The sequence below is a fragment of the Saccharothrix sp. NRRL B-16314 genome (genome assembly GCF_000716595.1).
Classification (GTDB): Bacteria; Actinomycetota; Actinomycetes; order Mycobacteriales; family Pseudonocardiaceae; genus Actinosynnema.
This window is the reverse complement of the sequence record NZ_JNXC01000003.1, coordinates 206093-222134: the sequence shown is the minus strand read 5'-3', so window position 1 is coordinate 222134 and position 16042 is coordinate 206093. Positions and strand designations below refer to the sequence as shown.

20 protein-coding genes are annotated in these 16042 nt (G+C 71.1%); all 20 read right to left on the bottom strand.

All coding sequences use genetic code 11. The annotated features are described in order from the left end of the window. Positions 1-43: 43 nt before the first annotated feature. The 20 genes from OQ02_RS44720 to OQ02_RS07980 all read right to left on the bottom strand — a co-directional run bounded on the left by OQ02_RS44720 (position 44) and on the right by OQ02_RS07980 (position 16013). Positions 44-193 (bottom strand): hypothetical protein, encoded by a 150-nt coding sequence (locus tag OQ02_RS44720; protein WP_197043246.1) that lies wholly within the window; start codon positions 191-193, stop codon positions 44-46. A gap of 140 nt (positions 194-333) precedes the next feature. Next, the gene (locus tag OQ02_RS08070) at positions 334-1311 is read right to left on the bottom strand and encodes a tyrosine recombinase XerC (RefSeq protein ID WP_051772037.1); all 978 of its coding nucleotides are present in this window, start codon (positions 1309-1311) and stop codon (positions 334-336) included. 32 nt (positions 1312-1343) lie between these two features. Then, positions 1344-2492, bottom strand: a complete 1149-nt coding sequence (gene dprA / locus OQ02_RS08065; protein WP_033437636.1) for a DNA-processing protein DprA — start codon at positions 2490-2492, stop codon at positions 1344-1346. Next, positions 2489-4000 (bottom strand): YifB family Mg chelatase-like AAA ATPase, encoded by a 1512-nt coding sequence (locus tag OQ02_RS08060; protein WP_033437635.1) that lies wholly within the window; start codon positions 3998-4000, stop codon positions 2489-2491. The genes dprA and OQ02_RS08060 overlap by 4 nt, the downstream gene beginning before the upstream one ends. Next, entirely contained in the window at positions 4000-4353 is a 354-nt protein-coding gene (locus tag OQ02_RS08055; RefSeq protein WP_033437634.1) for a YraN family protein, read from the bottom strand. Before OQ02_RS08055 ends, OQ02_RS08060 begins: the two co-directional genes overlap by 1 nt. 196 nt (positions 4354-4549) lie before the next feature. Then, positions 4550-4873, bottom strand: a complete 324-nt coding sequence (locus OQ02_RS08050; RefSeq protein WP_015104440.1) for a DUF2469 domain-containing protein — start codon at positions 4871-4873, stop codon at positions 4550-4552. Next, complete coding sequence (locus OQ02_RS08045) at positions 4873-5667, bottom strand: ribonuclease HII (RefSeq protein ID WP_033437633.1); 795 nt, start codon at positions 5665-5667, stop codon at positions 4873-4875. Before OQ02_RS08045 ends, OQ02_RS08050 begins: the two co-directional genes overlap by 1 nt. Before the next feature lie 9 nt (positions 5668-5676). Then, the gene (gene lepB, locus OQ02_RS08040) at positions 5677-6579 is read right to left on the bottom strand and encodes a signal peptidase I (protein WP_033437632.1); all 903 of its coding nucleotides are present in this window, start codon (positions 6577-6579) and stop codon (positions 5677-5679) included. A gap of 4 nt (positions 6580-6583) precedes the next feature. Further along, entirely contained in the window at positions 6584-7498 is a 915-nt protein-coding gene (lepB, locus tag OQ02_RS08035) for a signal peptidase I (RefSeq protein ID WP_033437631.1), read from the bottom strand. 34 nt (positions 7499-7532) lie between these two features. Then, entirely contained in the window at positions 7533-7892 is a 360-nt protein-coding gene (gene rplS, locus OQ02_RS08030; RefSeq protein ID WP_033437630.1) for a 50S ribosomal protein L19, read from the bottom strand. 179 nt (positions 7893-8071) lie between these two features. After that, on the bottom strand, positions 8072-8806 hold the full coding sequence (trmD, locus tag OQ02_RS08025; protein WP_033437629.1) for a tRNA (guanosine(37)-N1)-methyltransferase TrmD: 735 nt from the start codon (positions 8804-8806) through the stop codon (positions 8072-8074). Next, the gene (rimM, locus tag OQ02_RS08020) at positions 8796-9314 is read right to left on the bottom strand and encodes a ribosome maturation factor RimM (protein ID WP_033437628.1); all 519 of its coding nucleotides are present in this window, start codon (positions 9312-9314) and stop codon (positions 8796-8798) included. The genes trmD and rimM overlap by 11 nt, the downstream gene beginning before the upstream one ends. 7 nt (positions 9315-9321) lie before the next feature. Continuing rightward, the gene (locus tag OQ02_RS08015; protein ID WP_015104447.1) at positions 9322-9561 is read right to left on the bottom strand and encodes an RNA-binding protein; all 240 of its coding nucleotides are present in this window, start codon (positions 9559-9561) and stop codon (positions 9322-9324) included. Beyond that, on the bottom strand, positions 9558-10010 hold the full coding sequence (gene rpsP, locus OQ02_RS08010; RefSeq protein ID WP_033437627.1) for a 30S ribosomal protein S16: 453 nt from the start codon (positions 10008-10010) through the stop codon (positions 9558-9560). Before rpsP ends, OQ02_RS08015 begins: the two co-directional genes overlap by 4 nt. A gap of 153 nt (positions 10011-10163) precedes the next feature. After that, complete coding sequence (locus tag OQ02_RS08005) at positions 10164-10919, bottom strand: LamB/YcsF family protein (RefSeq protein ID WP_033437626.1); 756 nt, start codon at positions 10917-10919, stop codon at positions 10164-10166. Next, positions 10916-11698, bottom strand: coding sequence for a type II CAAX endopeptidase family protein (locus OQ02_RS08000; protein WP_033437625.1), 783 nt, complete (start codon positions 11696-11698; stop codon positions 10916-10918). Before OQ02_RS08000 ends, OQ02_RS08005 begins: the two co-directional genes overlap by 4 nt. A 9-nt stretch (positions 11699-11707) precedes the next feature. Beyond that, entirely contained in the window at positions 11708-12418 is a 711-nt protein-coding gene (locus OQ02_RS07995) for a CPBP family intramembrane glutamic endopeptidase (RefSeq protein ID WP_033437624.1), read from the bottom strand. 373 nt (positions 12419-12791) lie between these two features. Continuing rightward, positions 12792-13868, bottom strand: coding sequence for an amidohydrolase family protein (locus tag OQ02_RS07990; RefSeq protein WP_197043245.1), 1077 nt, complete (start codon positions 13866-13868; stop codon positions 12792-12794). Continuing rightward, the gene (ffh, locus tag OQ02_RS07985; RefSeq protein WP_033437623.1) at positions 13865-15415 is read right to left on the bottom strand and encodes a signal recognition particle protein; all 1551 of its coding nucleotides are present in this window, start codon (positions 15413-15415) and stop codon (positions 13865-13867) included. The genes OQ02_RS07990 and ffh overlap by 4 nt, the downstream gene beginning before the upstream one ends. A gap of 55 nt (positions 15416-15470) precedes the next feature. After that, the gene (locus tag OQ02_RS07980) at positions 15471-16013 is read right to left on the bottom strand and encodes an AAA family ATPase (RefSeq protein WP_231499908.1); all 543 of its coding nucleotides are present in this window, start codon (positions 16011-16013) and stop codon (positions 15471-15473) included. Positions 16014-16042 lie beyond the last annotated feature (29 nt).

The following is a 16042-nucleotide window of genomic DNA, read 5'->3' as shown; positions in this document are numbered from 1 at the left end:
AGAGGGTCGTCGGGGCGGGGCGGAAGGTTCAGGGGCTCGCCGTTCAGAGGCACGTCACGTCGGGGCACGTCAGGTCGAGGTTCGTCCTGTCGAGGTTCGTCGTGCGACGGCTCGGCCTGCGACGGCTCGGCGTGTGCGGGCTCGGCGGGTGCGGGCTCGGCATGTGCGGGGCGGTCGCGTGGCTGCTCTCCACGCGGGGCTTCACCGCGGAGGTGCTCGCCGTCGACGCGGTGACCGTTCGTCCCAGCCGGGGTGCGCGCCGCCGACGAGGTCCCGACGTGCGCGGCGGAGGGAGAGGTCACGGTTGCGGTCCGCGAACCTCCCCCTGCGACGTCAGGAGCGGGGGTGGGTTCGGTCATGGATCGCCTTCAGCCGTTCGACGGTGACGTGTGTGTAGAGCTGAGTCGTTGCGAGCGTAGCGTGACCAAGAAGCTCTTGGACTGTGCGCAGGTCCGCTCCTCCTTCCAACAGGTGCGTGGCCGCGGAGTGGCGTAGGCCGTGGGGTCCGGTGCCGGCCGTTCCGGGCACCGCACCCACTACATCGCGGACAACCCGCCTGGCGGTACGCGGGTCGAGCCTGCCTCCTCTCGCACCGATCAGCAGTGCACGTTGTGAACGGTCGTTGACCAGCGCTGATCGGCCGTGTTCCATCCAGCGCCGTACTGCGCGTTCGGCCGGAACGCCGAACGGCACGGTGCGTTCGCGACTCCCCTTGCCCAGAACCCGAATCACCCTTTGGGAGTAGTCCACGTCGTCGAGGTCGAGACCGCACAACTCGGCGACCCGGACGCCCGTTGCGTACAGCAACTCCACCACGGCTTGGTCACGGAGCGCAACCGGATCGCCCTGTTCCGCACCCAGTTCCGCAGCGGCCATCGCGGCGCCGGCCTGGTCGGGACGCAGCACCGCGGGGAGGGTCCGGTGAGGTCGGGGCGCGACGAGTCGGGGCCCCGGATCGGCGGCTAGCAGGCCGTTCCGAGCCGCCCAGGCGGTGAACGTGCGGGCGGCGGCGGCACGCCGGGCCATCGTCGTCCGGCTCGAACCGGCGGAGTGCTGGGAAGCCAGCCAGGACCGCAGACCCGGCAGGTCGATGGCTTCCACGGTGACGTCGTCGGGCGTTCCGCCGGCTAAGTGGACCAACAACGCGACCACGTCGCCGAGGTAAGCCCGAACCGTGTGCGGGGACAGCCCTCGTTCCATGGCGAGGTGGCGTTCGTAGCGGTCCAGAGCTGTCGTCACGTCTCCGGGCAGCCCACGGCGCAGGCGGACGAGATCGACACGACGTGTCCGAGCGGGCGGCGGCGGGGACATGACCCTGACGCTCCGCCCTCAAGCGCTCTTGGTCAAGTATCGCCACGCCAACTCTCCACCTGGGAGCGCTTCCAACCTGTTTCGACCCGTTCGGCGAGACCGGCCAGTTCCAGTTGTGGCAGCAAGGCCCGCACCCGCTGCAGCTCCACACCGGACTCCACGGAGATCATGTCCGTGCTGTGCCCGGACGAGAGGCCCAACGCTTCGAACACCCGCATCGCGTCACCCTGCGGCGGCCCCGTATCCAGCTTCCGGTTCGCCTCGACGAGGTCGACACCGAGCCGCCCGGTCGACTCGATGATCTCGGCCACGCCGGTGACCGGCAACGCGCTCCCCGAGCGCAGCAGCTCGTGGCAGCCCGACGAACTGGCCGAGGTGATCGGCCCCGGCACCGCCATCAGCACCCGCCCGAGCGCCGCCGTGGACGCAGCCGTGTTCTTGGCCCCGCTCCGCTGACCCGCCTCGACCACGACCGTCCCTTCCGCGAGCGCCGCGATGAGCCGGTTCCGGGTGATGAACCGGTGCCGGGCCGGTGTGTGCGCGGGCGGGTACTCGCTGACCAACAGGCCCTGGCTGGGAATGCGCTCCAGCAAGGCCCGGTGACCGGCGGGATAGGCGACGTCGACCCCGCAGGCCAGCACGGCGATCGTCAACCCACCGGCTGTCATGGCACCGCGATGAGCCGCACCGTCGATGCCGTAAGCAGCGCCGGACACCACCGTCACACCGGCCTCGGCCAACCCGAACCCGAATTCGCCGGCGACGTGCTGCCCGTACCCGGACGAGGCCCGACTGCCCACCACCGCCACCGCCCGTTCGGTGAGCGAAGCGAGGCTGAACTCCCCTCGCACCCACAACGCCACCGGCTCCACCCCGCACCGCAACCCGTTGGCCGCGGCGATGGACAACGCGTTGAACGGCCACCGGGGCCACTCGTCGTCCTCGGGGACCAGCAGCCGCCCACCGATCCCGGCCGCGACCTCCAGGTCCCGTTCAGCCTGGTCGACGGCCCGCCGGGCAGAGGTCTCACGGTCGACCGCCCCGGAAACGTCCCCGCTGCGGACCAGCTCCGCGGCCCGCACCGGCCCCACTTCGGCGATGAACCCGACCAGCGCCGCGGCCGGCGGCTCGGCCACCCGTGACAGGTAGGCCCGCGCCAGCCGGACCTCATCGGTGCTCACGACATCCTCCGCTCACGGAACTCCAGCGCGGCGGCCACGTGGTCCGCCGTCGGCTGGTCGACCTCCGCCAGGTCGGCCAACGTCCAGGCGACCCGAAGACAACGGTCGGACCCACGACCCGTCAGCACGCCCCTGGTGAGCGCACGGTCCAGCACCGCGGTCGTCTCGCGGGGAAGGGCGAACTCCGTCCGCAGCATCGGACCGGGGACTTCGGCGTTGGTGGACCAGCCGTGCTCGGCCCAGCGCTCCGCCGCCCTGGTCCTGGCCTTGTGCACCCGTTCGCGGACGGTCGCGGTGGGTTCCGGGTCGGCGACGAATTCGCGGCTCATCGCGGTCAGCGGGCGCATCACCACCCTCAGGTCGACCCGGTCCAGCAGCGGGCCGGACAGCTTCGTCTCGTACCGCCGCCTGGCCGCCGGGAGGCAGGTGCAGTCGATGTCCTTCGGCGGCGCGCACGGGCACGGGTTGGTGGCCATCACGAGCTGGAACCGGGCCGGGTACCGCGTGATGCCGTCACGCCTGGCCAGGCGGACCTCGCCCTCCTCCAACGCCGTGCGCAGCGCCTCCAGCTTCCCGAGCCCGAACTCGCGCGCCTCGTCCAGGAACAGCACGCCTCGGTGGGCGCGGCTCATCGCGCCGGGCTTGGCCAGGCCGGCACCGCCACCGACCAGGGCGACGCTCGACGTCGAGTGGTGCAGCGAGACGAACGGCGGCACGGAGACCAGCGGAGCCTCCGGTGTGAGCAGGCCGGCGATGGAGTGCACGGCCGTGACTCCCAGCGCCTCCTCCATCGACAACGGCGGGAGGAGGCCGGCCAGGCGTTGGGCCAGCATCGTCTTCCCGGTGCCCGGCGGGCCGGTGAGGAGAATGTGGTGACCTCCGGCGGCGGCCACCTCCAAGGCCCACCTGGCTTCCGGCTGGCCCACGACGTCGGCCAGGTCCGGGCCGTCCGGTGGTCCGGCGATGGTCGGCGGAGTGGTGTGGTGCAGGGTTTCCTGCCCGCCCAGCCACTCCAGGACGTCGGTCAGGGTGGCGGCGCCGTAGACGGTCAGGCCGTCCACCAACGCCGCTTCGTGCAGTGCGGCCACCGGCACCACCGCCTGGGTCAGGCCCGCTCGCCTGGCCGCCATCAGGGCCGGCAGGACGCCCCTGATGGTGCGCACCCGGCCGTCCAGCGCCAGTTCGCCCAGCAGGACGGTGTCCGCCAGGCGGTCCCCCGGGATCGCTTGGGCCGCTGCCAGGACGACGCAGGCGATGGCCAGGTCGTACCCGGAGCCGTTCTTCGGCAGGGTGGCCGGGGACAGGCCCAGGGTCACGCGCTGGGACGGCCAGTCGTGGCCGCTGTTCCGGACCGCCGCCTTCACCCGGTCCTTCGACTCGTGCAGTGCGGCGTCGGGGAGCCCCAGGAGCTGCGTCTTGACGGTCCCGACGCCCACATCGGCCTCGATCTCCACCGGGACGCCGTCCACGCCGGACAGCGCGACGGACCACGTTCGCGCGAGCGCCATCACACACCTCGCAGGTGGTGCAGGCGGACTTGGCCCGCGGGCGGCCACTCGATCGCGATCACGTCGTAGCGGACGTCCACCCGGCCGATCCGGTGGGCGCTCAGCCAGCGCAGCGCCGACTTCCGCACCCGGTCGAGCTTGTCCGGCGTCACCGCCTCCAGTGGTGTGCCCCGGCTGGTGCCCGAACGGCATTTCACCTCGACCACCACCAGCCGTGCGCCGTCCGTCGCCACCACGTCCAGCTCGCCCTCGTCGCACCGCCAGTTGCGGGCCAGGATCGACAGGCCCTGGTGCTCCAGGTAGCGGCACGCCGCGTCCTCGCCGCGCTTGCCCAGATCGGTCGCCGTGCTCATGTCCCACTCCTCCGGAATCGGTCTTGATGCGACCTTGCCGGGGTGGTGGAGGGGTCGGCCACGGGCAGTCGGCCAACTGTGGACAACTCGGCCGGCTGTGGACAGAGCCGGACGGTTCGTCAGAGTGGGGTGGTATGGGCCGGGAAAGACGCAAAGGGGCCCGCCCAGTGGGCAGGCCCCTGCGACTCGGCGGGTATCAGGAGTTGAACGGACCGTCCTCGGGCAACCTGAGGTCGGGCTTGTCCAGCTCCTCGACGTTGACGTCCTTGAAGGTGATCACCCGGACGTTCTTCACGAACCGGGCGGGGCGGTACATGTCCCACACCCACGCGTCGGACATCCGCACCTCGAAGTAGACCTCGCCGTCCGCGTTGCGGACCTGCACGTCCACCGAGTTGGCCAGGTAGAACCGCCGCTCGGTCTCCACGACGAACGAGAACTGGCTGACGATGTCGCGGTACTCCTTGTACAGCGACAACTCCATCTCGGTCTCGTACTTCTCGAGATCCTCTGCACTCATTACGCCTCCGCGCGGGTAATCATCGAATCCGCGCCCCTCCTCGTCGCGAGCCTGCCACCGCTGGTCTGCGGGGTTGGCCCATTCTGGACCACGGTGGCGGCAACCACGCCGCGCGCCACCGGGTGCGGCGTTTCCAGTCCGTGCCGGAGCGCCGCGGCCGACACGTTCGCATACGACCAGCGGTGTTGCGCACTCGGGCCGTGTTCCGCCAGCGCCGCCGCGTGCTCCGGGGTGCTGTAGCCCTTGTGCTCGTCGAACCCGTAGCCGGGCAGTTCCCCGTGCAGCGTGGTCATGATCCGGTCCCGCGTGACCTTGGCCAGCACGGACGCCGCCGCGACGCACGCCGCCACCCGGTCGCCCTTGATCACCGGCATGTTGGGCGCGGTGAGGCCCGGGACCGGGAAGCCGTCGGTCAGGACGTACCCGGGATGTGCACCCAATTGGGCGACAGCACGCCGCATGCCCTCGATGTTCGCCACGTGCACGCCCATCAGGTCGACCTCTGCGGCCGGGATCACGATCACCGCGTAGTCGAGCGCACGCTTGAGCACCAGGTCGTACATGCGGTCCCGCGCGGCGGCGGTGAGCAGCTTCGAGTCGGTGAGCCCGTCGAACTTGGCCGCGTCACCCGCCTTGAGCACGCACGACGCCACGACCAGCGGCCCCGCGCAGGCGCCGCGGCCGGCCTCGTCCACACCGGCCACCGGGCCGAACCCGCGCCGGGTCAACGCGGCTTCGAACGCCCAGATGCCCGCGGTCTGCCGAACCTGGACGCGAGGCGGCTTGCGGATCACCCTTCGACTTTATCCCAGCCGTCCGCTGCGGAAGCGCGCCCTTACCCGCTTGCCGAGCAGCAGCACCGGCCACGCCGCCGCGAGCCCCGCGCCGGCCGGCAGCCCGTCCTGCCACGCGGGCGCCCCGATGGCCACGGCCTGCGGGTCGTGATCGCCGACGCCCTGCCAGCGGGCGGGCGGCAGCACGATTGCCCGCGCCTTGCCCACCACGTTGTCCACCGGCACCAGACCGCCCTCGCGGCCGTCGCCCTGGCACCGCGAGTCGCACGAGTCGTTCCGGTTGTCACCCATCACGAACAGGTAGCCCTCGGGGACCTTGAGGTCCGCGAACGACTCCTGCACGGTGCTGCGACCCGGCGCCCAGTACACGTACGGCTCGTCCAGCGCCTTCCCGTCGACCACCACCCGGTTCCGGTCGTCGCAGCACTTCACGGTCTGCCCGCCGACCGCGACGACCCGCTTGACGAAGTCCTCCTCGTTCGCCGAGGGGAACCCCAGCAGCGAACCGAGGCCCTGGATCGCCCGCGTGATCGGGTTGGTCGGCTCGGCGGACACGAAGTCCTGGTTGATCCAGGTGTCCGGGCCGTGGAAGACGATCACGTCACCCGGTTCGGGGTCGGAGAAGTCGTAGGTCAGCTTGTCGACCAGCACCCGGTCACCGAAGCAGCCGTTCGAGCAGCCGTGCAGCGTCTGCTCCATCGACTCCGACGGGATCATGTAGACCTTCGCCAGGAAGGTCTGGATCAGCACGGCGAGCAGCACCGCGACCCCGACCAGGATCGGCAGCTCTTTCCAGAACGACCCCTTGCGCTTGGCCGTTTTGCGCGCGCGGGCACGCCACTGCTCGACCTTGTCCTCGTGCTCCGGGTCCCCCTCGTCTGAGGAGCCCCGGGACGGTGCGACGTCTACCACCCGGTCAGCGTACCGACGAGGCCTGTGAGGCCCTGGTCAACCGCCTGCGCAGCTTCCGCCCGAAGAACAGCACGGGCCACGCCGCCGCCAGTCCGGCACCCGCCGGGACACCTGACTGCCACGCGGGCGCGCCGACAGCGACGGCCTGCGCGTTGTGGTCGCCGATGCCCTGCCAGCGCGACGGCGGCAGCACGATCACCCGCGCCTTGCCGATGACGTTGTCCTCCGGCACGGTGCCCGCCACGCCGCCACCGCCCTGCTTGCGCGAGTCGGTGGAGTTCGTGCGGTTGTCACCCATCACCCAGAGGTGGCCTTCGGGAACTTTGACCGGCTCGAACGGGTCGTGGTTCTCCGGGGACGTGCCGGGCTGCCAGTAGATGTACGGCTCGTCCAGCGGCTTGCCGTCGACCTTCACCCGGTGCTGCTCGTCGCAGCACTCGACGGTCTGCCCACCGACCGCGATGACCCGCTTGACGAAGTCGCGCTCGTCCGGCGGCGCGAGGCCGATCAGCGAGGCCACCGACTGGAGACCCGCCACGATCGGGTTGTCGGAGCGACCGGAGTCGAAGTCGTTGTTGCCCCACGTGTCGGGGCCGCGGAACACCACGACCTCGCCCGGCTCGATGTCGGCGAAGTCGTAGACCAGCTTGTCGACCAGCACCCGGTCGTTGTTGCAACCGGGGCAGCCGTGGAGGGTCTCCTCCATCGACTGCGACGGGATCACGTACACCCGCGCGAGGAACGTCTGGATCAGGATCGTGAGGACGAGGGCCGTCGCGGCGAGCACGAGCAGCTCGCGCCAGAGCGGGGGCTTCTTCTTGTCCTTCGTGGTCTTGCCACCCGCAGCCGGGTCCGAAGTGGACTCGGCTGCGGGTTCCTGACCGTCTTCGTCAGCGGAGCGGTGCACGGGATCTGCCACGTGGGCAGGCTACTGCTTCCGCGTGTGCCCGGCGTCAGGAGGCCGGACGAGCCTCGCGCTTCTCCTTGATCTTGGCGGCCTTGCCGCGCAGGTCGCGGAGGTAGTACAGCTTCGCCCGGCGGACCGCGCCGCGGGTCGCGACCTCGATCTCGGCGATGTTCGGGGAGTGCACCGGGAAGGTGCGCTCGACGCCGACACCGAACGAGACCTTGCGGACGGTGAAGGTCTCGCGGATGCCGCCGCCCTGGCGGCGGATCACGACGCCCTGGAACACCTGGACCCGCTCGCGGGAGCCCTCGATGACCCGGACGTGGACCTTCAGCGTGTCGCCCGGCCGGAAGCTGGGAATGTCGGAGCGCAGCGACTGGGCGTCAAGAGCGTCCAGGGTGTTCATCGGTGGTCCGTCCTCGTCCTCACGTGTATTGCGTACTCCCCCAGGGCGCGGACTATCTCAAGTTACACACGCGCACGGGGGCGGGCCTGGCGCACGCCGGATGAGTTGAACCGGGTGCAGCAACCTGTCCAGTGTGCCAGACGAGGGTCGGCGGCACGAAATCGCCCCCGGCCCGGCCGTCAGCCCAGCTCGTCCAACAGCTTGCGGTCGTGCTTGTCGAGCGCGCCCTCGGGCAGGGCGTCGAGCAGTTCGGGGCGGCGTTCGCGGGTGCGGCGCAGCGACTGGTCACGGCGCCAGCGGTCGATCGCCTTGTGGTTGCCGGAACGCAGCACCTCCGGCACGGCGAGGTCGCGCCACACCTCCGGGCGGGTGTAGCTGGGACCTTCCAGCAGGCCGTCGGAGAACGAGTCCTCGGCGGCCGACTTGGGGTTGCCCAGCACGCCCGGCAGCAGCCGCACGACCGCCTCGACCACCACGAGGACGGCCACCTCGCCGCCCACGAGCACGTAGTCGCCGATGGAGACCTCGTCCACGCGCATCCGGCGGGACGCGTCGTCCACGACCCGCTGGTCGATGCCCTCGTACCGGCCGCACGCGAACACCAGGTGCTCCTCGGCGGCGTACTCGTGCGCCAGCCGCTGGGTGAACGGCCGGCCGGCGGGCGTGGGCACGACGAGGCGGGTGGCCGGGGTGCAGACCTCGTCCAGCGCGTCACCCCAGACCTGGGGCTTCATCACCATGCCCGGACCGCCGCCGTACGGGCTGTCGTCGACGGCCTTGTGCACGTCGTGCGTCCAGCCACGCAGGTCGTGCACGCCCACGCTGATCAGGCCCTTGTCGATGGCCTTGCCGAGCAGGGCCGCGCGCAGCGGGTCCAGGTACTCCGGGAAGATCGTGACGACGTCAATCCGCATCGAGCAGGCCCTCGGGCGGGTCGATCACCACGCGCTTGCCGGCGATGTCCACCGCAGGCACGATCTGGCGCACGAACGGCACCAGGGTTTCGTCCCCGTTCTCGCGCTTGACGACCAGCAGCTCGCCGCCCGGCCCGTGCACGATCTCCAGCACCGTGCCGATCCGGGTGCCGTCGGCCAGTTCGGCCGACAGCCCTTCGAGCTCGTGGTCGTAGAACTCGTCCGGGTCACCGGTCGGCGGCAGGTCCTCGGTGCGGCCCAGCAGCACCGTGCCGCGCAGCGTCTCCGCCACGTCGCGGGTCAGCACTTCCTCGAAACGCACCAGCAGCCGCCCGGAGTGGTTCCGGGCGGCTGCGACGGTGAGGTTGCGGGAGGTGCCGTCACGCAGTTTGGCGATCAGCACCGAGCCCAGGGCGAACCTGGTCTCGGGCGAATCCGTGCGCACGTCGACGGCGAGCTCGCCGCTGATCCCGTGCGCCTTGGCCACTCGGCCGACGACAACGTCCATGTGCGCGTCAGCGATCGGTGTCGACCACGTCGACGCGCACGCCACGACCACCGATACCGGCCATCACGGTGCGCAGGGCGGTCGCGGTGCGACCGCTGCGGCCGATCACCTTGCCGAGGTCGTCCGGGTGGACGTGCACCTCGAGCGTGCGACCGCGTCGGGTCGTGACCAGGTTCACCCGGACGTCGTCCGGGTGGTCGACGATGCCCCGAACGAGGTGTTCGAGAGCGTCAGCCAACAAGCTCACGCCTCGTCCTTGGCTGCCTCGGCGGCGGGCTCGGCGTCGGCCTTCTTGGCGTCGTCCCTCTTCTGCGACTTCTTCTTCGGCGTCGTCGCGTCGGTCGACGGCGCGTCACCGGCGGCGGCCAGCGCGGCGGCGAACAGCTCCGCCTTGCTCGTCTTCGGCTCCTTGACCTTCAGCGTGCCCTCGGCGCCCGGCAGGCCCTTGAACTTCTGCCAGTCACCGGTGATCTCCAGCAGCCGCTGCACGGACTCGGTCGGCTGCGCGCCGACACCCAGCCAGTACTGCGCGCGGTCGCTGTCCACCGCGATGAACGACGGCTCTTCCTTGGGGTGGTACTTGCCGATCGTCTCGATGGCCTTGCCGCTGCGGCGGACGCGGGCATCGGCGACGACGATCCGGTAGTACGGCTGACGGATCTTGCCAAGCCGCTGAAGCTTGATCTTGACGGCCACGGGTGTGGGTGCTCCTCGTGCTCTCGATGTGCTCAGGTGCGGGCAGTCCTCACCCGAGTGGGGCACGGGTGGTGAAAGCCCAGTGTCTGGGGCGCCACGGCACGGTGAGAGGGACCGACCTCGGCGGACAACCGACCATTCTGCCAGACGCTCCTAGCGCGGCACGAATCGGGCCACGGGGATGCCCTCCCGCTCCAGCGCTCCGCGGACTTCCCGGGCGTGCTCGACGGCTCCCGGTGTGTCGCCGTGGAGGCAGACGGAATCGACCCGGGTCTTCAGGACGGTGCCGTCGATGGCCACCAGTTCACCGTCCCGGGCGAGCCTGAGAACCTGGGCCAGCACCGCGTCCGTGCTGGTCAGGACGGCGTTCGGCTGAGTGCGGGGCACCAGCGTGGCCTCCGGCGTGTACGCGCGGTCGGCGAACGCCTCCCGGACCGCGCGCAGGCCGGCCCGCTCGGCGTGGTGCAGGAGGCGGGAACCGGGCAGGCCGAGGACGGGCAGGTCGCCGAACGCCTTGACGCCGTCCACCACGGCCTTCGCCTGCGCGTCGTGGTGGACGGTGGCGTTGTAGAGCGCGCCGTGCGGTTTCACGTACTCGACCTTGGTGCCGGCGGCTCTGGCGCAGGCGTCCAGCGCGCCGACCTGGTACAGGACTTCGTCGGCCAGCTCGGCCGGATCGGCGTCGATGAACCGGCGACCGAAGCCGGCCAGGTCGCGGTAGGAGACCTGGGCGCCGACGGCCACGCCGGCGCTCGCGGCCTGCCGGCAGACCCGGCGCATGGTCGACGGGTCGCCGGCGTGGAAGCCGCAGGCCACGTTCGCGCTGGTCACGATGCCCAGCAGGGCGTCGTCGTCGCCCAGGCGCCAGATGCCGAAGCCTTCACCGAGGTCGCTGTTGAGGTCGATCACGTGGGCATCACCCCGATCGAGACGAGGAGCAGGGTCAGGCCGGGCAGGAAGTTGTTGATCACGTGGGCGACCACGCTCGCGGTGAGCCTGCGGGTGATCAGGCGGGCGATGCCGATCGGCAGGGCGATCACGATCAGCAGCGACGTCCGGAGGGGTTCGAGGTGGCTGGCCGCGAAGATCAGCGTGGTGAGCACGAACGCCGCCCACCGGCTCCAGCGCTGCCGCTCGATCGCGCCCCACAGCAGGCCGCGGTAGACGATCTCCTCGCACACCGGGCCGAGGAAGCACACGTAGAGGAACATCACGATGGCGGCGGTGAGGGGCAGGCCCGCGCCGTCCACCAGTTCGCTGATGGCGGAGGTGGCGTTCTTGTCGCCGACCACCTTCGACCAGATCACCGCGGCCACGTAGGTGAGCACCAGGCCTAGCGCGCCCAGCTTGAGGCCGACCTTCACGTCCGCCCAGTCCCAGGCCATCCGCAGGTCCTGGAACGGGCCGTTGCCGCGCAGGTACGTGATCGTCACCGCGACGCAGGCGGCCAGCACCGTCGGCACCATCGAGCCGACCAGGATGAACGTCACGGAACGGCCGAGGTCCGTGCCCGACGTGCGGGCCAGGGCGCCGATGAACACGGCGCTGAGCACGAACACCGCCTCGACCAGCAGGAACGCGCCGAAGCCCCAGCGCTGGCCGGTCCGCGCCGGTTCCGGCTCACGGCCGACCGCGCGGACACTGGCGATCAGGCCTGTCGGAGGTTCATCCGATGGTGTCACAGCCATCCACCCTAATCAGCCGGTGTACAGGTAGACGGCGGGCAGCAGGTTGTTCGCCGCGTGGGCGACGACGCTGGCGGCCACCCGGCCGGTGATCATGCGGGCCGCGCCGATGGCGAGGCCCTGTGCGAACAAGCCGATCATGCGCCAGCTCTCCTCGTGCAGGAACGCGAAGATGAGGGCGGTGAGCGCGAGGATCGCCAACCTGGGGATCTTGTAGTGGGCCAGGGCCTGCCACAGCGCGCCCCTGGTGAGGATCTCCTCGGTCAGCGGGGCGCCGATGAGGACGAAGAGCGCCGCGGCGGCCAGCCAGACCGTGCGGCCACCGGAAAGCGCTTCGATCTGCTCCAGGGAGCTGGACTGGTCCGGGTTGAAGCGCAGCAGCAGCGCGCCGACGAGCCAGGCGGCCAACAGCGCCACGCCGCCCGCGGCCAGGCCGACCTTGACGTCGCGCCAGGTGGGGACGAGGCCGAAGTCCCGGCCGGGTCCGTTGCCCATGCGCCAGGAGACGACCACGGGGCCGAGGCCGAGGAGGACGTTCGGCAGGAAGACGAGGAGCAGCAGCGGGCCGAGGACGGGCGGATCGGTGATGTCCACTTCGGCGAAGCGGTCGGCGGTCGCCGCGGTGAAGACGAGGGTCGCGACGTGGTAGCCCGCGAGGCCGGTGAAGAACGCCAGGAAACCCCAGTGCGCCCTGCCGGTGTCCTGGTCCTGCTGTTCCTCCACTCGTCCGAACGTAGTGGTCCGGGGGGTGGGGGTACCGCACGAGGTCGTTCAAGATCACCCTGACGGCGGCAGCACTGTCACCGGACGCGGGAAGAATTGCGCCCGGAACGCCCTCTGGCCGGATTGTCGGTGGCCGGCCGCGGTGCCGGGTCGTTCGCGATGTCGGGCCAGCCGCGATGTCGGGTCGGCCGCGATGTCGGACCGGCCACGATGTCAGGCCAGCCACGATGTCGCGTCCGGCCGCGGTGCCAGGCCGGTCGCGGTGTCGGGCCAGCGCGGGTGTCGGGCCAGCGCGGGTGCCGGGCCAGCCACAATGGCGGGTCGGTCGCGGTGTCGGGACGGCGCGGGTGTCGGGCCGGCGCGGGTGTCGGGGTCAGTTGTGGATTCGGCCGCGCAGCATGACCAGCTTCGGGTGGCGCAGGGCGTCGAGGTCGGTTCGCGGGTCGGTGTCGTAGACCACGACGTCGGCCGCCGCGCCCTCCGTCAGCGACGGGAACCCCAGCCATTCGCGCGCGGCCCACGAGGCGGCGGCGAGGGCTTGGGTGGGGGTCATGCCCACCCGGTTCAGGGCCTGGATCTCGTCCACGATCCGACCGTGCTTGATACCGCCGCCCGCGTCGGTGCCCGCGTACACCGGAACGCCCGCCTCGATCGCCTTGGCGACCGTGTCGGTGTTCCGCGCGTACAAGTCCCGCATGTGCCGCTGGTAGGCCGGGTACCGGTCCGCGCCGGCCGCGATGGCCGGGAAGTTCTCGACGTTGATCAGGGTCGGCACCAGCGCGGTGCCGTGGCGGGCCATCCGGGCGATGGTGTCGTCGGTCAGGCCGGAGCCGTGCTCGATGCAGTCGATGCCCGCGTCGAGCAGGGCGGGCAGGGCCTCTTCACCGAACACGTGCGCGGTGACCCTGGCCTTGTTCTCGTGCGCGACCTTGATCGCCTCGGTGAGGACGTCCTGGCTCCACAGGGGCGCCAGGTCGCCGGTGTCCCGGTCGATCCAGTCACCGACGAGCTTGACCCAGCCGTCACCCTCGGCGACCTGCTCGGCCACCGCGGACGGCAGGTCGGCCGGGTCCTCGACCTCCACGCCGATGTACTTGAGGTACCGCTTGGGCCGGGCCAGGTGCCTGCCCGCGCGGATGATGCGGGGCAGGTCCAGCCGCTCCTGCAACGGCCGGGTGTCCAGCGGCGAACCGCAGTCCCGGATGAGCAGCGTGCCCGCCTCCCGGTCCGCCAACGCCTGGTCGACGGCCTCGGGCAGGTCCACCGCGCCCTTGGCACCCAGACCGACGTGGCAGTGCGCGTCCACCAGGCCGGGCACGAGGTAGCCGCCGTCGACCACGGTGGTGGCGCCCGGGACGGGCCCGGTGCGGATCCGGCCGTTCACCACCCACAAATCCTGCGGGCCGTCGCCCTCGGGGAGGACCACGCCCCGCAGGTGCAGGCCGGTCACTTGCCGAACTTCAGCTTCGACGGGTCGAAACCGGGTGGCAGCTGGTCGAGACCGCCGAGACCGGGCGGGAGCTCGTTCGCGCCGCCCTGCGGGGGCATTCCGGGCATGCCCGGCATACCGCCGGGGAGCATGCCGGGGAACCCGCCGCGCATCTTCGGCGGCGTCGGGCCGCGGCCCTTGCCCTTCTTCCCCTTCTTACCGCCCTTGCCCTTGCGGTTGTTCTTGCCGCCCGCACCCGGCAGGCCGAACCGGCCGGCCATCTGGCTCATCATCTTGCGGGCTTCGAAGAAGCGGTTGACCAGGTCGTTCACATCGGCGACCCGGACGCCCGAGCCGTTCGCGATGCGCAGCCGCCGGGACGCGTTGATGATCTTCGGGTCGTCCCGCTCGGCCGGGGTCATGCCGCGGATGATGGCCTGGACCCGGTCGAGGTGCTTCTCGTCCAGCCCGGCCAGCTGGTCCTTCATCTGACCCGCGCCGGGCAGCATGCCGAGCAGGTTCGCGATCGGCCCCATCTTGCGCAGGGCGAGCATCTGCTCCAGGAAGTCCTCCAGCGTCAGCTGGCCGGAGCCCATCTTGACCGCGGCGGCCTCGGCCTGGTCCGCGTCGAACGCCTGTTCCGCCTGCTCGATCAGGGTGAGCATGTCGCCCATGCCCAGGATGCGGCTCGCCATCCGGTCCGGGTGGAAGACGTCGAAGTCCTCCAGCTTCTCCCCGTTCGAGGCGAACAGGATCGGCTGCCCGGTGACCTCGCGGACGCTGAGCGCCGCGCCACCGCGGGCGTCGCCGTCCAGCTTGGTGAGCACCACGCCGGTGAAGCCGACGCCGTCGGCGAACGCGGTCGCGGTGTTGACCGCGTCCTGGCCGATCATCGCGTCGACCACGAACAGCACTTCGTCGGGGCTGATGGCAGTCCTGATGTCGAAGGCCTGCCGCATCATCTCCTCGTCGACGCCGAGGCGGCCCGCGGTGTCGACCAGCACGACGTCGTGCTGGGCCCGCTTGGCCTCCTCGATGCCCTTGCGGGCCACGTCGACCGGGTCGCCGACGCCGTTGCCCGGCTCGGGGGCGAACACGGGCACGCCCGCGCGCTGGCCGACCACCTGGAGCTGGGTCACCGCGTTGGGCCGCTGGAGGTCGCAGGCCACCAGCATCGGGGTGTGCCCCTGGCCCTTGAGCCACTTGGCGAGCTTGCCCGCCAGGGTCGTCTTGCCGGCGCCCTGCAGACCCGCGAGCATGATCACGGTCGGCGGGTTCTTGGCCAGGTTCAGCCTGCGGGTCTCCCCGCCGAGGATGCCGACGAGCTCCTCGTTGACGATCTTGACGACCTGCTGGGCCGGGTTCAGGGCCTGGCTGACCTCGGCGCCCTTGGCGCGCTCCTTGACCTTCGCGATGAACGTCCGCACCACGGGCAGCGCGACGTCGGCCTCCAGCAGCGCGACCCGGATCTCGCGCGCGGTCGCGTCGATGTCGGCCTCGGTGAGCCGCCCCTTGCCCCGCAGGTTCTGCAGGACCGAGGTGAGCCGGTCGGAAAGGGTGTTGAACACGTTGCCGCCAGACCTCGCACGTCGTCGGTGGTTTCCTCGTTTCCAGGGTAGCCGTTCACGCCGGCGTCACCGACAGCCGCAGGTGGTCCCGGCGGGTCAGCAGGGTCAGGCCCTGCCAGCCGCGCGGTGGCGCACCGGCGGCGAAGCGGGAACGCAGCCTGGCCGCGCGGCGGACGTGCCGGGTGAACGACCGGGAGCGGATCAGCCTGCCCCGCTTGACCTGCCCGGACAACGCCTCCTCCGGGCTGGCGTCGAGCCACAGGAAGTGCCTGGGCCGGTTGGTGAGCACGCCGACGGCGACCAGTCCGGCGCGGGTGGTCGGTCGGGTCGACGGCTCGTGCACCAGCAAGAGGCCGGCCGCGGTGAGCGCGAACCAGAGGATGCGGGCGCGGTGCACGAGGTGCACCAGCGGTCGGTAGAGGCGGTACGGCACGGTCTTCGGGACGAGGGCGCGCAACCTGGTCCGCACCTGGTCGGAGTCCAACACGACGGCGGGCGCTCCACCCGTGTCGGCGGCAGCGAGCAGCGTGGACTTACCCGCTCCCGGCAGTCCGGCCAGCACGATCAGCGAGCGCGGCCTCACGGCGACAGCGGTCATCACGTCCATACTAAAGAGACGTTCCGGAC

Bases quoted from the DNA above. Each gene is read 5' to 3' on its own strand.
- OQ02_RS08055 (WP_033437634.1), bottom strand. From the start codon at position 4,353: ATGAGCACGGCGACCGATCTGGGCAAGCGCGGCGAGGACGCGGCGTGC.
- OQ02_RS08060 (WP_033437635.1), bottom strand. From the start codon at position 4,000: ATGGCGCTCGCGCGAACGTGGTCCGTCGCGCTGTCCGGCGTGGACGGC.
- OQ02_RS08050 (WP_015104440.1), bottom strand. From the start codon at position 4,873: ATGAGTGCAGAGGATCTCGAGAAGTACGAGACCGAGATGGAGTTGTCG.
- rplS (WP_033437630.1), bottom strand. From the start codon at position 7,892: ATGAACACCCTGGACGCTCTTGACGCCCAGTCGCTGCGCTCCGACATT.
- OQ02_RS08070 (WP_051772037.1), bottom strand. From the start codon at position 1,311: ATGTCCCCGCCGCCGCCCGCTCGGACACGTCGTGTCGATCTCGTCCGC.
- trmD (WP_033437629.1), bottom strand. From the start codon at position 8,806: ATGCGGATTGACGTCGTCACGATCTTCCCGGAGTACCTGGACCCGCTG.
- rimM (WP_033437628.1), bottom strand. From the start codon at position 9,314: ATGGACGTTGTCGTCGGCCGAGTGGCCAAGGCGCACGGGATCAGCGGC.
- OQ02_RS08000 (WP_033437625.1), bottom strand. From the start codon at position 11,698: ATGGCTGTGACACCATCGGATGAACCTCCGACAGGCCTGATCGCCAGT.
- OQ02_RS07980 (WP_231499908.1), bottom strand. From the start codon at position 16,013: ATGACCGCTGTCGCCGTGAGGCCGCGCTCGCTGATCGTGCTGGCCGGA.